At 67.7% G+C, this 15,578-nt stretch carries 18 protein-coding genes and 1 tRNA gene; 7 read left to right on the top strand and 12 right to left on the bottom strand.

Features of this window, described 5'->3' with window-relative positions; translation table 11 throughout:
• Positions 1 to 341: 341 nt before the first annotated feature.
• Positions 342 to 1,895 (top strand): undecaprenyl-phosphate glucose phosphotransferase, encoded by a 1,554-nt coding sequence (locus tag AC1RRW_RS09625; RefSeq protein ID WP_492900497.1) that lies wholly within the window; start codon positions 342 to 344, stop codon positions 1,893 to 1,895.
• A complete protein-coding gene (locus AC1RRW_RS09620; RefSeq protein WP_492900496.1) occupies positions 1,892 to 3,139 on the top strand; it encodes an O-antigen ligase family protein in 1,248 nt (415 codons plus the stop codon). The genes AC1RRW_RS09625 and AC1RRW_RS09620 overlap by 4 nt, the downstream gene beginning before the upstream one ends.
• Here AC1RRW_RS09620 and AC1RRW_RS09615 read toward each other — a convergent pair whose 3' ends face one another.
• Entirely contained in the window at positions 3,140 to 3,958 is an 819-nt protein-coding gene (locus AC1RRW_RS09615) for a class I SAM-dependent methyltransferase (protein WP_492900495.1), read from the bottom strand.
• Between the two features lie 194 nt (positions 3,959 to 4,152).
• Between AC1RRW_RS09615 and AC1RRW_RS09610 the strand changes: the two genes are divergently transcribed.
• A tRNA-Pro gene (locus tag AC1RRW_RS09610) sits at positions 4,153 to 4,230 on the top strand.
• 70 nt (positions 4,231 to 4,300) lie between these two features.
• On the top strand, positions 4,301 to 4,588 hold the full coding sequence (locus tag AC1RRW_RS09605) for a BrnA antitoxin family protein (protein WP_492900494.1): 288 nt from the start codon (positions 4,301 to 4,303) through the stop codon (positions 4,586 to 4,588).
• A gap of 10 nt (positions 4,589 to 4,598) precedes the next feature.
• Here the strand turns inward: AC1RRW_RS09605 and AC1RRW_RS09600 are convergent, their stop codons facing one another.
• Complete coding sequence (locus tag AC1RRW_RS09600; protein WP_492900493.1) at positions 4,599 to 5,693, bottom strand: methyl-accepting chemotaxis protein; 1,095 nt, start codon at positions 5,691 to 5,693, stop codon at positions 4,599 to 4,601.
• A 293-nt stretch (positions 5,694 to 5,986) separates the two neighbouring features.
• On the opposite strand from AC1RRW_RS09600, the gene AC1RRW_RS09595 reads away from it, so the two are divergent.
• Entirely contained in the window at positions 5,987 to 6,211 is a 225-nt protein-coding gene (locus AC1RRW_RS09595; RefSeq protein ID WP_492900491.1) for a hypothetical protein, read from the top strand.
• 59 nt (positions 6,212 to 6,270) lie between these two features.
• Positions 6,271 to 6,438, top strand: a complete 168-nt coding sequence (locus AC1RRW_RS09590; RefSeq protein WP_492900490.1) for a hypothetical protein — start codon at positions 6,271 to 6,273, stop codon at positions 6,436 to 6,438.
• Positions 6,439 to 6,443: 5 nt separating this feature from the next.
• On the opposite strand, the gene sugE is transcribed toward AC1RRW_RS09590, so the two are convergent.
• The 7 genes from sugE to AC1RRW_RS09555 all read right to left on the bottom strand — a co-directional run bounded on the left by sugE (position 6,444) and on the right by AC1RRW_RS09555 (position 11,093).
• Positions 6,444 to 6,758 (bottom strand): quaternary ammonium compound efflux SMR transporter SugE, encoded by a 315-nt coding sequence (gene sugE / locus AC1RRW_RS09585; RefSeq protein WP_492900489.1) that lies wholly within the window; start codon positions 6,756 to 6,758, stop codon positions 6,444 to 6,446.
• 37 nt (positions 6,759 to 6,795) lie between these two features.
• A complete protein-coding gene (locus AC1RRW_RS09580) occupies positions 6,796 to 7,341 on the bottom strand; it encodes a MerR family transcriptional regulator (RefSeq protein ID WP_492900488.1) in 546 nt (181 codons plus the stop codon).
• Positions 7,338 to 7,652 carry an integration host factor subunit alpha gene (locus AC1RRW_RS09575; protein ID WP_492900487.1) on the bottom strand — a complete coding sequence of 105 codons (315 nt, stop codon included), beginning with the start codon at positions 7,650 to 7,652 and terminating at the stop codon, positions 7,338 to 7,340. The genes AC1RRW_RS09580 and AC1RRW_RS09575 overlap by 4 nt, the downstream gene beginning before the upstream one ends.
• A 188-nt stretch (positions 7,653 to 7,840) precedes the next feature.
• Positions 7,841 to 8,818 carry a beta-ketoacyl-ACP synthase III gene (locus AC1RRW_RS09570; protein ID WP_492900486.1) on the bottom strand — a complete coding sequence of 326 codons (978 nt, stop codon included), beginning with the start codon at positions 8,816 to 8,818 and terminating at the stop codon, positions 7,841 to 7,843.
• A 12-nt stretch (positions 8,819 to 8,830) separates the two neighbouring features.
• Positions 8,831 to 9,886, bottom strand: a complete 1,056-nt coding sequence (gene plsX / locus AC1RRW_RS09565) for a phosphate acyltransferase PlsX (RefSeq protein ID WP_492900484.1) — start codon at positions 9,884 to 9,886, stop codon at positions 8,831 to 8,833.
• A 108-nt stretch (positions 9,887 to 9,994) separates the two neighbouring features.
• Positions 9,995 to 10,558: a YceD family protein gene (locus tag AC1RRW_RS09560; protein ID WP_492900483.1), complete on the bottom strand. Its 564-nt coding sequence runs from the start codon at positions 10,556 to 10,558 to the stop codon at positions 9,995 to 9,997.
• On the bottom strand, positions 10,548 to 11,093 hold the full coding sequence (locus tag AC1RRW_RS09555; RefSeq protein ID WP_492900633.1) for a ubiquinol-cytochrome C chaperone family protein: 546 nt from the start codon (positions 11,091 to 11,093) through the stop codon (positions 10,548 to 10,550). Before AC1RRW_RS09555 ends, AC1RRW_RS09560 begins: the two co-directional genes overlap by 11 nt.
• Before the next feature lie 129 nt (positions 11,094 to 11,222).
• On the opposite strand from AC1RRW_RS09555, the gene AC1RRW_RS09550 reads away from it, so the two are divergent.
• On the top strand, positions 11,223 to 11,717 hold the full coding sequence (locus AC1RRW_RS09550; protein ID WP_492900482.1) for an outer membrane protein assembly factor BamE: 495 nt from the start codon (positions 11,223 to 11,225) through the stop codon (positions 11,715 to 11,717).
• A gap of 355 nt (positions 11,718 to 12,072) precedes the next feature.
• Here the strand turns inward: AC1RRW_RS09550 and AC1RRW_RS09545 are convergent, their stop codons facing one another.
• The 3 genes from AC1RRW_RS09545 to allE all read right to left on the bottom strand — a co-directional run bounded on the left by AC1RRW_RS09545 (position 12,073) and on the right by allE (position 15,550).
• The gene (locus tag AC1RRW_RS09545) at positions 12,073 to 14,229 is read right to left on the bottom strand and encodes a sodium-translocating pyrophosphatase (protein WP_492900481.1); all 2,157 of its coding nucleotides are present in this window, start codon (positions 14,227 to 14,229) and stop codon (positions 12,073 to 12,075) included.
• A 190-nt stretch (positions 14,230 to 14,419) separates the two neighbouring features.
• A complete protein-coding gene (locus AC1RRW_RS09540) occupies positions 14,420 to 14,728 on the bottom strand; it encodes a hypothetical protein (RefSeq protein ID WP_492900480.1) in 309 nt (102 codons plus the stop codon).
• 24 nt (positions 14,729 to 14,752) lie between these two features.
• Complete coding sequence (gene allE / locus AC1RRW_RS09535) at positions 14,753 to 15,550, bottom strand: (S)-ureidoglycine aminohydrolase (protein WP_492900478.1); 798 nt, start codon at positions 15,548 to 15,550, stop codon at positions 14,753 to 14,755.
• Positions 15,551 to 15,578: the final 28 nt, after the last annotated feature.

Raw genomic sequence — 15,578 nt, 5'->3', positions numbered from 1 at the left:
TTTCAGACACTCATCGCGGAAATATATACCCGTCGCGTTTCTTTCTGTCAACTCGAAAGGACTTCAAGAGGCCGCGCAAGCAAGAGCCCGCGAAGAAAACGGCTATCTCTAAACTGATTTAATTCCTTGTCGGGCCGAGCGAAAACCGACTTTTCCGCGCTGACTTTTCAATGCCGCGACGAGCCGCCCCGGCGCTCCCGCCTCGACCTTTCGACGCCGCGCCCGCGCGAATTCGACGAGACAACGCCGCGTCCGGTTAAGCCTTCCGTGAGCATTGTGCGGTAGCGCTTGGTCAAGATCGGCAGACATCGCCCTGTCGGTCCGACCAGGGATGTAGCGTCATGGGCGCCTTCGATGTTCGCGATCTGATCAAGGCCGACGCGGCCTCGGCCGCCGCCGCCGATCTGTCGGGCCCCGATCCGGCGCGCGCGACCCGCGTCTTCCATCCCCTGGCCGAGCGCATCGCCGCAATGCCGGTCAAGCAGACGCTCTCGCCGGTGATGATCGAGGGCTTCGTGCGGCTGTTCGACGTGCTGGCCGTGGCCGGCGTCGGCGGGCTGGTCTACTGGTTCTACGTCGCGGGCAATGTCGACAGTTCGACGCCCTACCAGATCACGATCCCGCTTCTGGCGGTCGGCGCGCTCGGCACGTTCCAGGCGCTGCAGCTCTACCATATCGGCGCGCTGCGCCATTTCATCACCATGGCGGTCAGGCTGACGGCCGGCTGGACGACGTTGTTCCTGATCGCGCTCGCAGCCTTCTTCTTCCTGAAGATCGGCGACCAGGTCTCGCGCGTCTGGCTCGCCGGCCTCTATGCCGGCGGCCTGAGCGCGCTGCTGTTCGAGCGGCTCTGCGTCACGCTCGGCGTGCGCCACCTCACCCGCATGGGCCGGCTGGAACGCCGCACCGCCATCGTCGGCGGCGGGGAGGCCGGCGAGGCGCTGATCCGCGCGCTGGAAATGCAGCGCGACACGGGCCTTCGCGTCTGCGGCGTGTTCGACGACCGCAACGACGACCGCTCGCCCGATCTCGTCGCCGGCTATCCCAAGCTCGGCACGATCGACGATCTCGTCGAGTTCGCGCGCCGCACCAAGCTCGACCTCGTGATCTTCACGCTGCCGATCTCGGCCGAGGCGCGGCTGCTGACGATGCTGCGCAAGCTCTGGGTGCTGCCGATCGACATCCGCCTCTCGGCCCATATGTCGAAGCTGCGTTTCCGACCGCGCTCCTATTCCTATATCGGCGCGGTTCCGGTGCTCGACGTGTTCGACCGGCCGATCGCCGACTGGGACATCGTCGTCAAGTTCCTGTTCGACAAGGTCGTCGGCATGCTGGCGCTGGTCGCGCTGTCGCCGCTGATGATCGCGACCGCGATCGCGATCAGGCTCGATTCGAAGGGGCCGGTGCTGTTCCGGCAGAAGCGCTACGGCTTCAACAACGAGCTGATCGAGGTGTTCAAGTTCCGCTCGCTCTATCACGAGATGAGCGATTTCACCGCCGTCAAGCAGGTCACCAAGGGCGATCCGCGCGTCACCCGCGTCGGCCGCTTCATCCGAAAGACTTCGATCGACGAGTTGCCGCAGCTCTTCAACGTGATCCTGAAGGGCGATCTCTCGCTGGTCGGCCCGCGCCCGCACGCCGTCCACGCCACGGCCTCGAACCGCGCCTATGAGCAGGTCGTCGACGGCTATTTCGCCCGCCACAAGGTCAAGCCCGGCATCACCGGCTGGGCCCAGGTCAATGGCTGGCGCGGCGAGACCGACACCGAGGACAAGATCCAGCGCCGCGTCGAGCACGACCTCTATTACATCGAGAACTGGTCGGTGCTGCTCGACATCTACATCCTGATCAAGACGCCGCTCTCGCTGATGACCAAGACCGAGAACGCCTATTGAGCGCGCTCGCCGACCGCGCCGGCGTAGAGCCTGGCCGCCCGCGCGGCCTGACGATATCCCATGCCGCGATCAAGCGCGGCGCGCTCTGGCTGCTGGCGGCCTCCAGCGGCTTCGCGCTGATCGAGCCCTCGCCCTACGAGCTCGTCTTCCTGCTCACGCTGCTCGTCTTCGCGCTGACCGGCATCCGCTTCTCGCAGAAGCTGATCCCGATGGCGCTGCTGCTGCTCGTCTACAATCTCGGCGGCGCGGCCTCGCTGATCCCATGGATGGACGAGCCGCCCTCGGTGCGGTTCACCGCCGTCTCGGTCTATCTGATGATCACCGCGATCTTCCTCGCCGCGATCATGGCCGACGACGCGTTCGGCCGGCTGGAGACCCTGCGCAAGGGCTATCTCTTCGCCGCCTGGTGCGCGAGCCTTGCCGGCCTGCTCGGCTATTTCGACGTGGCGGGGCTGGGCTCGGCGCTGGCGCTCTACGGCCGCGCGTCCGGCACCTTCAAGGATCCGAACGTGCTCGGCCCCTTCCTGGTGCTGCCGATCGTCTACGCGCTGCAGCACATCCTGACCGGGCGGACCGGACTCCTGCGCGGCTTCGCCATCATGAGCCTGCCGCTGGCGGCGCTGTTCCTGACCTTCTCGCGCGGCGCCTGGGGCAATCTGGCGGCGGCGACGCTGCTGATGATCGCGCTGACCTTCCTGACCTCGCCCAGCGCCTCGCGGCGCGCGCGCATCGTCTTTTTGACCCTGCTCGCCTTCGGCGTGCTCGCCGCCGCGCTGCTGGTCGCGCTCTCCTTCGAGAACATCCGAAACATCTTCGAGGTCCGCGCCACGCTCGACCAGAGCTACGACCAGGGCGTCACCGGCCGCTTCGGCAACCAGCTGCGCTCGATCCCGATGCTGCTCGACCTGCCGAACGGCTTCGGGCCGCTGCGCTTCCGCTTCACCTTTCCGGAAGACCCGCACAACGTCTACATCAACGCCTTCGCCTCCTATGGCTGGCTCGGCGGCTTCGCCTGGCTCGGGCTGACGGCGGCGACCTGCTTCGCCGGCTGGCGGCTGGTGTTCCGGCGCACGCCGACGCAGAACCACGCGATCGTGCTCTGGTCGGTGCTGTTCGTGACGATCCTGCAGGGGCTGCAGATCGACACCGACCATTGGCGGCATTTCTACCTGATGCTCGGCCTGGTCTGGGGGCTGGCGGCGCTGAAGGATTCGGCAAGGCCGGGGTCCGCCCCTCAGCCCTGATCAGGCCTTTTCCTTGCGGACCACGACATAGGCGTAGGTCGTCACCAGATCCCAGCCGATCTTCGCCGCCAACGCATTGAAGGCGTGGTCGGCCTGCTTCAGTCCCGGCATGCGCTCGAAATAGCCATGGCCCCAGAAGCGCTGGACATGGATGTCGCCGAAGCCGGCGCGGCGCAGCATCGGCTCGAGCGTGGCGCGGCTGCCGCGACACTGGTCGTAGAAGGCCGGGAACTTCGGATCGCCGCCATCGTCGCGCCGGGCCGGGAACAGCGCGTGCACGATGGCGCGCGAGGCTTTTTCCGGCAGGATGTGGTTGAGCGCGAAGACCGGCGCCCACAAGGTCGGGAAGAAGGCGAGCGCGACCCCGCCCGGCGCAAGCAGGGCATGGATGTTCGTCCAGGCCCGCTCGACGTCATGGACATGCTCGAAGACCATGCGCGAGACCATCAGGTCGTAGCCGCCGCGCGCGATATCGGGCTCCGACAGGTCACCGGCGATGTCGAAGCGCGCGGTCGCGAGGCCCGGCGGGGTCAGGGCGAGTTCGCCGGCGTCGATGTCGTTGACGGTCAGCGCGATGCCGTTGCGGGCGGCGTCCCCGGCCGAGAACAGCGGGTCGCGGCCGCCTCCGATCTCGCAGACGCGGCGCAGGCCGAACTGATGGGCGAGGCCGAGGATCGTCGGCTCGTAATGGTCCCAGGCCCATTGCGAATGCCAGTCCGGCGCGAGCGCGCGGAAAAAGCTCTCGAGCGAGCCGGACGGCCGCGCGGGGGACAGGATGGCCGGCTCGCGCCGCCCGGCCGCGGCAGTCGCCATCGACATGGTCTTCTCCGCCTCGATGACCCCCGTCCCAAGGCGACGATGCGGAAAACCGGCTTTCCGCGCAATCACAGCCTTAAGTAAGAGTTAACGGCGGGCTGGCCGCCTTGTGCCGCTTCGGGGCTGTCCGCCCCGGCTCGGCAAGGGGCCGAAACCGCATTGCATCTGCCTGCACCCGACTCTATAAGCCGAGCCGTCGGAGCGTAGCGCAGCCCGGTTAGCGCACTTGTCTGGGGGACAAGGGGTCGGAGGTTCGAATCCTCTCGCTCCGACCATTTTTCACATCGCACGAGCAGCCGGCGACGCCGCGACGCGCGGTTTCGCGACGGCGGCAAAGGGTCTGCCATGAGCGTCGATCGCACCCGCCGGCCGGACAGCGCCCGCGACAAGGCCGAGGCGCTCTTCAAGCCGGCCGCCCCCAAGGCGGCGGCGGCCGCGCCGGCGCCGCGCCCGGTCGTGCCCGGAGCGCGCGAAATGGTGACACTGCGGATCGACAGCGAGGCGCTGGCGCATTTCCAGAACGCCGGGCCCGGCTGGCAGGACAGGATCAACGAGGCCCTGCGCCAGGCGGCCGGCATCGGCGGCGATGACGGGCTGACGCCGGACGAACTCAACTCCTCCAACGACGGCTGACCGGACCCGCTCAGGCGGCCCTGGTCGCGTCCGCCACTTCGCGCTCCAGATCGAGGCTGGCTTCCGCGATTGCCCGGGCCGTAAGGTCGAGGACAGCGGCGATCCGCTCCGACGCACCGGCTTGAATCTCGACATGGGACATGCCGCGCGAGCTCTCGCCCGCATGCCGTAGCGCCTGCGTCGCGAGCGCGGCGACCTGCCCAACCGCCCTGGCCTGAACGTCGAGCGCCGTCGACATCTCGCAGGCATTGATTTCGGCCGCGCCCACGCGGTCGGAAATCAGGCGGATTGCTTCGGCCGAGCGGAACGAAGTGTCCTGAATGGCGCTGACGTGCCGGGCGATCTCGAGCGCGGCCTGGCCGCTCTTCCGCGCCAGCGCCTTGACCTCGGCGGCGACGACAGCAAAGCCCCTGCCCGCCTCGCCGGCGCGCGCAGCCTCGATCGTCGCGTTAAGAGCGAGGAGATTGGTCTGTCCCGCGATCGACTGGATCAAAGAGACGACTTCGCCGATGCGCGAAGCGCCGGCGTCGAGCTGCCCGACCAGGCCCGAAGTGTCGCGGGCGATCTCATCCGCCTTGACCACCATGTCAAAGGTGGAACGCAGGCGCGCTTCCAAATCGGCGCCGGCGGCGAGCATGCGTTCCTGCGCCATGGCGACATTGCCCGCCACCAATTCCGAGCGCCGCGAGTCCTCGGTGAACGCGCTCAAGCCGTTGCGGGTTTCGGCCGCGGCGCAGGTCAGCTCGGTCGCCGAGGCCCGCAACGTGGCTGATCCGGCCGCGACGCTTTCGCTGATCGCGGCGAGACGGAAGCGCCGCGACATGGCGTCGGCAGTCTCGTCGCGCGTTCGCGGCAGCCCCGGAACCGGCTCCGACTCGGATGCCCGCTGCTTCGCCATGGCTTCCGCCAGACTTGCCTCCAGCAGGCGGACATGGGCGCGAGAGCGGCGCTCGCAGCGCCACAGAACCAAGAACGCGGCGCCAGCCGCAAGCACCCAGCAGGCGAACCGAAGCGAATCCGCGACTCCGGCCGGCAAGCCGAGCCCGGCGGCGACGGAGGCAGGCATGGCGGCCACGCCCGCGCATAGCGCAAGGAACAGCGCCATGCGAAATTGATCGAGGCGGCAATGCCGCCGCATGGACTCCATGAAACCGCCCGAATGCAGAACAAGGCGGCCAACGCCGCCGCCCGTGAGCCCCCGAAGCCGTTCTACCGGACTCCTGCCTACCAGACCGTGAAGAAAGGCCGGTCGCCGGGATGAATCGCGCAGATGCAGGCCACGCCGCGCCGCGCATCCGACCGCGAGCGCTCGTCTTCCCGAGCTTTGGGGATTAGGCTTGCTTCCGGCGCGGCCCGGGCGCAGTTTTGACGCCGGGTTGCAGAGTTCGGGAGAGTATCATGGCAGGCGATCACCACGGTCCACGCGGCTGGCACGATGTCCACAGCGTCCAGGAAGCTCCGCGCGAGAAGCAGAAGTCGAGCGGACGGATAGCCGCCGAGGAGGCGGCCGCCCGCAAGAAGATCGAGGCGCTGCGGGCGCTCAGGCTCGCCAAGCAGGCCGCCGAGCCGCCGCCCGAACCCAAGGCGAAAGCGACGAGGAGGAAGGTCGCCGCGACGGCCTGAGGCGCAAGGCTCGCGATGCCGGGTTTCACGGCCCGCCGCGATCGGCTAGACAGGGCCCGATGGAATTCGTCGTCCCCCTTCTGATCGGCCTGACGCTGATCTGGCTGATCGGCCGCGGCACGCCGTGGAACGCGAAGCTGCTGACGCTCGCCGTCACGCTGGCCGTGATCGTCGTGATCGTGCTGCTGGAGCGAAGCGGCAGCTGGCCCGACGCCTTCCGCCGCTAAACGTCTCACGAAACCAGCTTGAGGCCGACGATGCCGGCGACGATCAGGCCGATGCAGGCGAGCCGCAGCGCGCCGGCCGGCTCGCCGAGCAGGACGATGCCGAGGATCGCGGTGCCGATCGTGCCGATTCCGGTCCAGATCGCATAGGCCGTGCCGACGGGCAGGCTCTTCAGGGCCAAACCGAGCAGGCCGAGGCTGACCGCCATGCTGGCCAGCGTCAGCAGCGTCGGCACGAGCCTGGTGAAGCCTTGCGTGTATTTCAGGCCGATCGCCCAGCCGACCTCGAAGACGCCGGCGACGGCGAGCCAGATCCAGGCCATGGCGGCCACTCCTTCGGCGGATGGCGCCTTGCGCCGTTCAGACGGCCTCGGTGACCCGCGGCTGCATCGCGCCCTGCAGGATGCGCCGGCATTCGCCGAGTTCGACGAGGATGACGGAGAGCACGGTCAGGTGGTCCGGTCCCTCAGTGGCGGGCCGCGGGCGCGGCGGCGGCATGGCGGCAGGCTGGGCGCCGGACGGCGCCGGCACGGCCATGGCGGCCGGAGCGGCGGGTTTCTGCTCCTGGTCGGCCGGGCGCGGACCCACCGGACCGCCGCGGCCGATCGCCTGGACATGGCGCGGCCCCTGCTCCCTGAGGATGCGCTGCAGCCCCTTGATGGTATAGCCCTCGCCGTAAAGCAGCCGGCGGATGCCCTTCAGCAGGGCGACGTCGTCCGGGCGGTAGTAGCGCCGGCCGCCGCCGCGCTTCAGCGGCTTGATCTGGTTGAAGCGCGTTTCCCAGAAACGCAGGACATGTTGAGGAATGTCGAGGTCCTCCGCGACCTCGCTGATGGTCCGGAAGGCATCTGGGCTCTTGTTGTCCAATTCGGCCTCTTGGTCGCCGTCAGGGAACTCCAGAGTCACGCGTCTTCGTCCTCGCCGACCTCGCCGTTGATGCGGGCCTTCATCACGTTGGACGGCTTGAACACCATCACGCGACGCGGCTCGATCGGCACCTCTATGCCCGTCTTGGGATTACGCCCGATTCGCTCGCCCTTGTCTCGCACGACGAAGGATCCGAACGACGACAGCTTGACGTTCTCGCCACGCGCGACCGCATCGCAGATTTCGTCGAGCACCGCCTCGACGAGCTTGGACGACTCCGTCCGCGACAGACCGATCTTCTGATAGACAGCCTCGCACAGATCCGCGCGAGTGACCGTTTGCCCCGCCATTCATATCCTCCAAGGCGTTATCGACCGGCGGACTGGCCACCGAGCCTTCGCCATTACGGACGCCGGACGCTATGCGTCCGCGCCACGCCGGTCAATCCGTTCCGCCGCCATTGTGGCGACGGCTTTGATAAAAAGGCCGAAAAACCAGACGAAACTGTCATAAATCAGAGCAGTCTCGTCGCCGGCGCTCACCATCGGATCAGCGCCGACCCCCAGGTGAAGCCGCCGCCCATCGCCTCGATCAGCACGAGCTGACCCGGCTTGATCCGGCCGTCGGCATGCGCCTCGGCGAGCGCCAGCGGGATCGAGGCCGCGGAGGTGTTGCCATGCCGGTCGACGGTGACGACGACGCGCTCATGGCCGATGCCGAGCTTGTCGGCCGTGGCGTCGATGATGCGGCGGTTGGCCTGGTGGGGCACGAACCAGTCGATGTCGGCGCCGCTCAAGCCAGTGACCTCGAAGGTGTGGCGGACGGTCTCGGCGAGATTGACGACGGCGTGGCGGAAGACCTCCTTGCCCTCCATGCGCAGGAAGCCGACCGTACTGGTCGAGCCCGCGCCGCCATCGACATAGAGCTTGTTCCCGTGACGACCGTCGGAGCGGATATGCGTGGTCAGCACGCCGCGATCGGCCAGCGTGCCCTCGCCGGGCTCGGCGACCATCACCACGGCCCCTGCCCCGTCGCCGAACAGGACGCAGGTGGTGCGGTCCTCCCAGTCGAGGATGCGGGAAAAGGTCTCGGCGCCGATGACGAGGGCCGCCCGCGCCGCGCCCGTGCTCAGGAACTTGTCGGCCGTGGCGAGACCGAAGACGAAGCCGGAGCAGACCGCCTGAAGGTCGAAGGCGGCTCCGCCCTGGATGCCGAGCGCCGCCTGGATCTGCGTCGCGGTGGCGGGAAAGGTGTGGTCGGGCGTCGCGGTCGCGACGATGATCAGGTCGATCCCGGAGGCGTCGAGGCCGGCATCGGCCAGGGCCGCCTGCGCCGCTTTCAGCCCGAGCACCGAAGTCGGCTCGTCGGCGGCCGCGACATGGCGCTGGCGGATGCCGGTGCGCTGGACGATCCACTCGTCGGTCGTGTCGACGCGCTGCGCCAGTTCGGCGTTGGTGACGATCCGCTGCGGCAGATAGGATCCGCAGCCGCGGACAACGGAGCGCAATGTCGACACGTCGGGCCTTCCTTACTGCGCGGCGGACGCAGGCTTCGCCTGCGCCTCCGGATGCGCAATGGTCGCCATCTCGCGCAACTTCGCCATCAGATCGTCGCGGGCCATCTCGTAGCCGAGCTCGGTCGCGCTGGCGAAGCCGGTCGCGTCGGCGCCGCCATGGCTCTTGATGACGATGCCCTCGAGGCCGAGGAAGACGCCGCCATTGACCTTGCGCGGGTCCATCTTGTCCTTCAGCGCCGCGAAGGCGCCGCGCGCGAAGACGTAGCCGATCCTGGCCATCAGCGAACGGTCCATCGCCGCCTTGAGATAGGAACTGATCTGGCGAGCGGTACCCTCGGCCGTCTTGAGCGCGATGTTGCCGGTGAAGCCCTCTGTCACGACGACGTCCACCGTGCCCTTGCCGAGATCGTCGCCCTCGACGAAGCCGCGATACTCCATGTGCGGCAGGTCGCTCTCGCGCAGAATGCGGCCGGCTTCCTTGACCGCCTCGACGCCCTTGATCTCCTCGACGCCGACATTGAGCAGCCCGACCGTCGGCCGGTCGAGATCGAAGACGACGCGGGCCATGGCCGCGCCCATGATGGCGAGATCGACGAGATGACGGGCGTCCGCGCCGATCGTCGCGCCGACATCGAGCACGACGCTCTCGCCGCGCACCGTCGGCCAGAGCGCCGCGATCGCCGGGCGGTCGACCTGCGGCATCGACTTCAGGCAGAACTTCGACATCGCCATCAGCGCGCCGGTGTTGCCGGCCGAGACCGTGACGTCGGCCTCGCCGGTCTTGGTCGCGTCGATGGCGCGCCACATCGAGGACTTGTAGCGGCCATAGCGCAAGGCCTGGCTCGGCTTGTCGTCCATCTTCACCGAGACCTCGGTGTGGTGGAACGTCGACGCGGCGTTGAGCTTGGGATGCGCGTCGAGCAGCGGCAGGCACTGCGCCTCGTCGCCGAAGATCACGAAGCGGGCGTCCGGCCGCCGTTCGAGCGTCAGCGCGGCGCCGGGGATCACCACGGACGGGCCGTGGTCTCCGCCCATCGCATCGAGCGCGATTGTAACCGGTCGTGTCATGAGGTGCTGGTCAGTCCCGGTGGCGGCCGGCAGAAGCGGGCGCGATGCGGCCGGGACAATAGCGACTTGCACCGCAGCCGCAAGCGCCGGAGAGCGCGATCGCGCCTCTCATTCGTCCCGCTTCAACCTGGCGAGCGCGGCGAAGGGCGATTGCAGCAGCACGTCCGGCTCCGGAGCCTCGAAGGCGGCGCCGGGCTTGCGCGGATAGGGATCGAGCGACAAAGCGAGGAATTCGAGCATCACGACGCCGAGATCGATGACGCCGTCGACGATCGGCTCGGGCGGATCGTCCTCGTTGAGATCGACCTCGATATCGATCTTGCCGTCGTCGCCCCTGGAATCGACCGGCGCGGCCAAGGCCGTCAGTTCCGCCTCGGGCAGGAAATCGAGCCTGACCGGAACCGACAGCTTCACGGCGAAAGGTTCGAGCGTGACGATGCAGGTCTGGCGCAGCGCCGCCTCGAGGGCGCCTTCGAGGCGCACGCGCTCGCCGTCGCGGGTCAGGGTGAAGCGGCCCTCCAACGCCTCCAGCGAGGCGATATCGAGCGCGGCGGCGACCCGCGCCAGAGCGGCCGCCCCGACCGGGACGGCGATCGTCGCGCCGCGCCGACGGATGGTCTCGACGCGGACCGGATGGCTGAAGGGCAGCGCGCCGGAAGGATCAGCGCTCATCGGCAGCCGCTCCGGCGGAGACGGACGGGAACGGCGCGGGCTCGGCCAGCAGCGCATCGAGATCGAGCCCGGCCAGAGCCGCCGCGCTGCGCCTGACATAGGCGGCGAGCAGCACGGCGCCCTCGCCCGCGCCGAGATTGCGGGCCAAAGCCGCGATCAGGGCATCGCGATCGCCGGCCGCCATCGCCGTCTCATAGGCCTTGACGCGGCCATAGAAGCTCTGGGCGATCTTCTTCATGCGCTTGGGGACGGCGACATCGCTGACGCCGCCGTTGCGAAGACCGAGTTCGAGATAGGCGAAGCAGGCGTCGACGAAGTCCTGCGCCAGGTCGGCGGCCGGCGGCGGCAACCCGCGCAGGCGGCGCAGGATCAGGAAGGCGTGCAGCGACAGCGAATCGAAGCGGCCCTCGAACGTGTCCGGCACGCCGCCCTCGAGATAGAGCGCGGGCCGGCGCGACGCCTCGGCCACGCGCGCGAACAGCCCGTTGACCGGCGCGAGCCGTTCTTCCCGCTTGCGGAACAGGCCGAACATCAGCTGTCCGCCCCCGTGCCGCGCCGTCGCCTTGCCAAAGCCATTCTCGGGCGTTACGCCAAGCCTCACCTGTTTGACAAGCGGCATGGGGTCACGCCCCAGGGCCGCGCCGGCTTTTCGGATCGCGTGCGCATGATCGTCCTCACCCGCCGTGCCGCCCTGCTGGGCCTGCTCGCGACCTCCTCGATGACACTTGCGGGCTGTGGCCCGGACGCCAGCGGTTTCAGGCTGCCGACCTCGGCTGGCATGAACGAGGAATATACCCGCGGTTTCGTCATGGACGATGCGCTGATCGCGCAAATCCGGCCCGGCATGGACGTGCAGGCCGTGCTGTCGACGCTGGGCACGCCGTCGACGACCTCGACCGTCGGCAACCGGACCTTCTATTATATCAGCCAGACGGTCAGCCGGCGCTTCCAGTTCCAGGAGCTCAGCGTCGTCGACCAGAAGGTGCTGGTCGTCTATTTCAACAAGGCCTTCAAGGTCGAGCGCATCGCCAATTACGGCCTTCAGGACGGCGTGATCTTCGACTTCATCAGCCGCACCACGGCGACCGGCGGCGAGGAGCAGAGCTTCCTGCGCAACCTGTTCAGGGGCGTGACGAAGTTCAACCCGTTCGGAGGATGAGCCGCGTCTCCTGGCGGGGCTGACGATCCGGCCGGCTCGTCAGCGCTCGTTCGCGGCCCTGTGGACCGCTCCGCGACGAGCACGAGCAGGCGTGCGTCCCAAACCTCGTGGACGAGCCGATAGCCGACGCTGCGCAGCTTGATCCCGCAGCGATCCCGGTGCCCCGAAATCTTGGCCGAGGGGACGCGGGGATGCAGGAACCGCTCGGCGAGCTTTTCCACGGTCCCGGCCGTAGCCTCGCAGATCGATTCAACCGCATCCGATCCCGATTCCGCATCCCGCGACAAGCCGTTGCCCTGGAACGGAAAACCCCGCGGATCGCTCCGCGGGGCCGTGTCGTTTCGAGCCGACCGGCTCAGCTATGGGCCAGGATCGCCAGCAGCAGCAACGCGATGATGTTGGTGATCTTGATCGCCGGGTTCACGGCGGGACCCGCCGTGTCCTTGTAGGGGTCGCCGACGGTGTCGCCGGTGACCGAGGCCTTGTGCGCCTCGGAGCCCTTCAGGTGGCGCACCCCGTCCTTGTCGACGAAGCCGTCCTCGAAGGACTTCTTGGCGTTGTCCCAGGCGCCGCCGCCCGAGGTCATCGAGATCGCGACGAAGATGCCGGTGACGATGACGCCCATCAGCATGGCGCCGACGGCGGCGAAGGCCTGGTTCTTGCCGGCGATGGCGTTGATCGCGAAATAGGTCACGATCGGCGCGAGCACGGGCAGGAGCGAGGGCACGATCATCTCCTTGATCGCGGCCCTGGTCAGCAGGTCGACGGCGCGGGCGTAATCGGGCCGCTCGGTGCCGTCCATGATGCCGGGCTTCTGCTTGAACTGGCGACGCACTTCCTCGACGACCGAACCGGCGGCGCGGCCGACCGCGGTCATGCCCATGCCGGCGAAGAGGAAGGGGATCAGGCCGCCCAGCAGCAGGCCGACGACGACATAGGGGTTGGACAGCGAGAAATCGACCGTCACGCCCTTGAAGTACTGGAAGGTGGTCGAGCCCGCCTTGTTGGCCTCGGCGACGAAGAAGTTGAGGTCCGAGGTGTAGGCCGCGAAGAGCACCAGCGCGCCGAGACCGGCCGAGCCGATCGCATAGCCCTTGGTGATCGCCTTGGTGGTGTTCCCGACCGCGTCGAGCGCGTCGGTCGAGTGACGCACCTCCTTGGGCAGTCCGGCCATCTCGGCGATGCCGCCGGCGTTGTCGGTGACCGGGCCGAAGGCGTCGAGCGCCACGACGACGCCGGCCAGCGCCAGCATGGCGGTGGTGGCGATGGCGATGCCGAACAGGCCGGCGAGGCCGTAGGAGACAATGATGCCGGCGATGATCACGATCGTCGGCAGCGCGGTCGATTCCAGCGAGACCGCGAGGCCCTGGATGACGTTGGTGCCGTGGCCGGTGACCGAGGCCTGGGCGATCGAGACGACCGGGCGCTTGCCCGTGCCCGTGTAGTATTCGGTGATGACGACGATCAGCAGCGTCACCGCGAGGCCGACGAGCGCGCAGGCGAAGAGCCCGCCCGAGGTGAAGGTCACGCCCTGCGTCGTGGTGAAGGAGGCCGAGAAGCCGCCGAACATCACCCAGTTCACCGCCGCGATCGCGCCGATCGAGAGCACGCCGGCGGCGATGAAGCCCTTGTAGAGCGCGCCCATGATCGACTGGTTGGCGCCGAGCTTGACGAAGAAGGTGCCGATGATCGAGGTGACGATGCAGGCCGCGCCGATCGCCATCGGATAGAGCATCATCGCGCCGAGGCTGGCCTGGCCGGCGAAGAAGATCGCGGCCAGAACCATGGTCGCGACCAGCGTCACCGCATAGGTCTCGAACAGGTCGGCGGCCATGCCGGCGCAGTCGCCGACATTGTCGCCGACATTGTCGGCGATGGTGGCGGGGTTGCGCGGGTCGTCCTCGGGGATGCCGGCCTCGACCTTGCCGACGAGGTCGGCGCCGACGTCGGCGCCCTTGGTGAAGATGCCGCCGCCGAGACGGGCGAAGATCGAGATCAGCGAGGCGCCGAAGCCCAGCGCGACGAGCGAATCGATCACGACGCGGCTCGACGGGGTGAAGCCGAGCATCGAGGTCAGGATGCCGTAGTAGACGGCGACGCCGAGCAGCGCGAGACCGGCGACCAGCATGCCGGTGACCGCACCCGCCTTGAAGGCGACGTCGAGGCCCTCGCCGAGCGACTGCATCGCGGCCTGGGCGGTGCGGACATTGGCGCGCACCGAGACGTTCATGCCGATGAAGCCGGCGACGCCCGAGAGCACCGCGCCGATGAGGAAGCCGATCGCGACCCATTTGCCGAGCAGCCAGAAGAGCGCGACGAAAAGGACGACGCCAACCATGGCGATGGTGATGTACTGGCGCTTCAGATAGGCCTGCGCGCCCTCGGCGACGGCGCCGGAGATTTCCTGCATGCGCTGGTTGCCGGCGTCGCGCTTCATGACGTCGGCATAGGCCCAGACGCCGTAGGCGATCGACAGCGCGCTCAGGAGGATGATGATGAGCAAAGCGGACATTCGGTTTCCTGACCTCGAGATTTCGTCCCGGCCGGCCAGGCGGCCGCGCCTTATCGGTTCTTGAACGCCAAAGATGCAGAAACGGGGCTGAGGGGCTCAGCTCCGGATTTCGGATCGCCAGTGTCGGCGGGCTTTCTGCCAAGTTTCGGACGAAATCGCAAACGGCGCGACTGACAATTCGGATGAGATGTCATGCGAAGCCGGACAGGCTTATCATCATGTCGTGCGAACGAGCACGATGACGAGCACGACGATAGCGATAAGGCTGCCGACCGAGGTCAAGAAGCGGCTTGAGCGACTCGCCACCGCGACCCGGCGCAGCCGGTCGTTCCATGTCGCCGAGGCGGTGTCGGACTATCTCGATCGTGAGGTCGCGGCTATCGAGGCAGGTCTTGACGATATGCGCGCGGGACGCGTCGCAGGTCATGACGAGGCCATGGCCCGGATCGAGCAACGATCGCAGCAGCGAAGCCTCGCGAGGCTTAAAGCGGGTCTTCACGCTGGAAAGAACCTGAAAACGACCTTACAGCGCCACGTCGCGATTGACGTTCTTGTAGAGCAGGTAGGCGGCGTCCGAGAATCCGGTCGGGTAGAACTGCTGCGGGCAGAAGCCGCCCATCCAGATGAAGTCTTGGGCCCAGATCTCGTGCCACTCGTCGCCGAGGAGATAGAGCCCCTGCCCTTCCAGCATGTAGAGCCCGTGCTCCATAACATGGGTCTCGACATCGGGGAAACAGGCGCCCGGCTTGAACCACATCAGGTTCATCTCGAAGTCGAAGCGCATGTCGCCATGGGGCAGCAGGAACTGGAAGCCGCGTCCCTCCAGCCCGGTATGATTGGTCACCGGCACCTGGTCGCGATGCGAGACGATCGGCTCGGGCACGTCCAGATCGATCGCCTCGTGGCGCTTGCGCAGGCCGAGGACGCGAAGTTTTCCGGGAACCTCGTTGAGAAGCGTGAACGGGATGCCGGGCGGAACATAGACGAAGCCGCCCTCCGCCAACTCGGTCGGCGACGCGCCGGCCACGGAGATCGTCGCCGATCCCGACAGCACGTAGAAGAAGTGCTGGATGCCATCCTCGGAGAACTCACCGCGCGAACCGCCGCCCGGTTCGATCTCGAGCACGAACTGCGAGAAACGCGCGCCCAGAACCGGGGCGGCGAGGATGCGCGCGATGGTCCTGTCGTATTGCGGCAGCCGGCTGACCAGAACGCCCTCTGGCGGCATGAAGGCGTAATTCGGCCGGACGACGCCGCGGTTATGGCCGATGGCGCCCGGCGGCAAACGCCCGGCGGGAACCGTGAACTGGTGCGGCCGCATCTGTCTCTCCTATCGATTCCGGCGGATC

This window comes from Allobosea sp. GW821-FHT12C12, from assembly GCF_058807355.1.
This window is presented reverse-complemented; position numbering and strand designations above follow the sequence as displayed.

Excerpts from the sequence above, each read along its gene's own strand:
- AC1RRW_RS09625 (WP_492900497.1), top strand. The coding sequence starts at position 342 with ATGGGCGCCTTCGATGTTCGCGATCTGATCAAGGCCGACGCGGCCTCG.
- AC1RRW_RS09615 (WP_492900495.1), bottom strand. The coding sequence starts at position 3,958 with ATGTCGATGGCGACTGCCGCGGCCGGGCGGCGCGAGCCGGCCATCCTG.
- AC1RRW_RS09605 (WP_492900494.1), top strand. The coding sequence starts at position 4,301 with ATGAGCGTCGATCGCACCCGCCGGCCGGACAGCGCCCGCGACAAGGCC.
- AC1RRW_RS09600 (WP_492900493.1), bottom strand. The coding sequence starts at position 5,693 with ATGGCGCTGTTCCTTGCGCTATGCGCGGGCGTGGCCGCCATGCCTGCC.
- AC1RRW_RS09595 (WP_492900491.1), top strand. The coding sequence starts at position 5,987 with ATGGCAGGCGATCACCACGGTCCACGCGGCTGGCACGATGTCCACAGC.
- AC1RRW_RS09590 (WP_492900490.1), top strand. The coding sequence starts at position 6,271 with ATGGAATTCGTCGTCCCCCTTCTGATCGGCCTGACGCTGATCTGGCTG.
- sugE (WP_492900489.1), bottom strand. The coding sequence starts at position 6,758 with ATGGCCTGGATCTGGCTCGCCGTCGCCGGCGTCTTCGAGGTCGGCTGG.
- AC1RRW_RS09575 (WP_492900487.1), bottom strand. The coding sequence starts at position 7,652 with ATGGCGGGGCAAACGGTCACTCGCGCGGATCTGTGCGAGGCTGTCTAT.
- plsX (WP_492900484.1), bottom strand. The coding sequence starts at position 9,886 with ATGACACGACCGGTTACAATCGCGCTCGATGCGATGGGCGGAGACCAC.
- AC1RRW_RS09560 (WP_492900483.1), bottom strand. The coding sequence starts at position 10,558 with ATGAGCGCTGATCCTTCCGGCGCGCTGCCCTTCAGCCATCCGGTCCGC.
- AC1RRW_RS09550 (WP_492900482.1), top strand. The coding sequence starts at position 11,223 with ATGATCGTCCTCACCCGCCGTGCCGCCCTGCTGGGCCTGCTCGCGACC.
- AC1RRW_RS09545 (WP_492900481.1), bottom strand. The coding sequence starts at position 14,229 with ATGTCCGCTTTGCTCATCATCATCCTCCTGAGCGCGCTGTCGATCGCC.
- allE (WP_492900478.1), bottom strand. The coding sequence starts at position 15,550 with ATGCGGCCGCACCAGTTCACGGTTCCCGCCGGGCGTTTGCCGCCGGGC.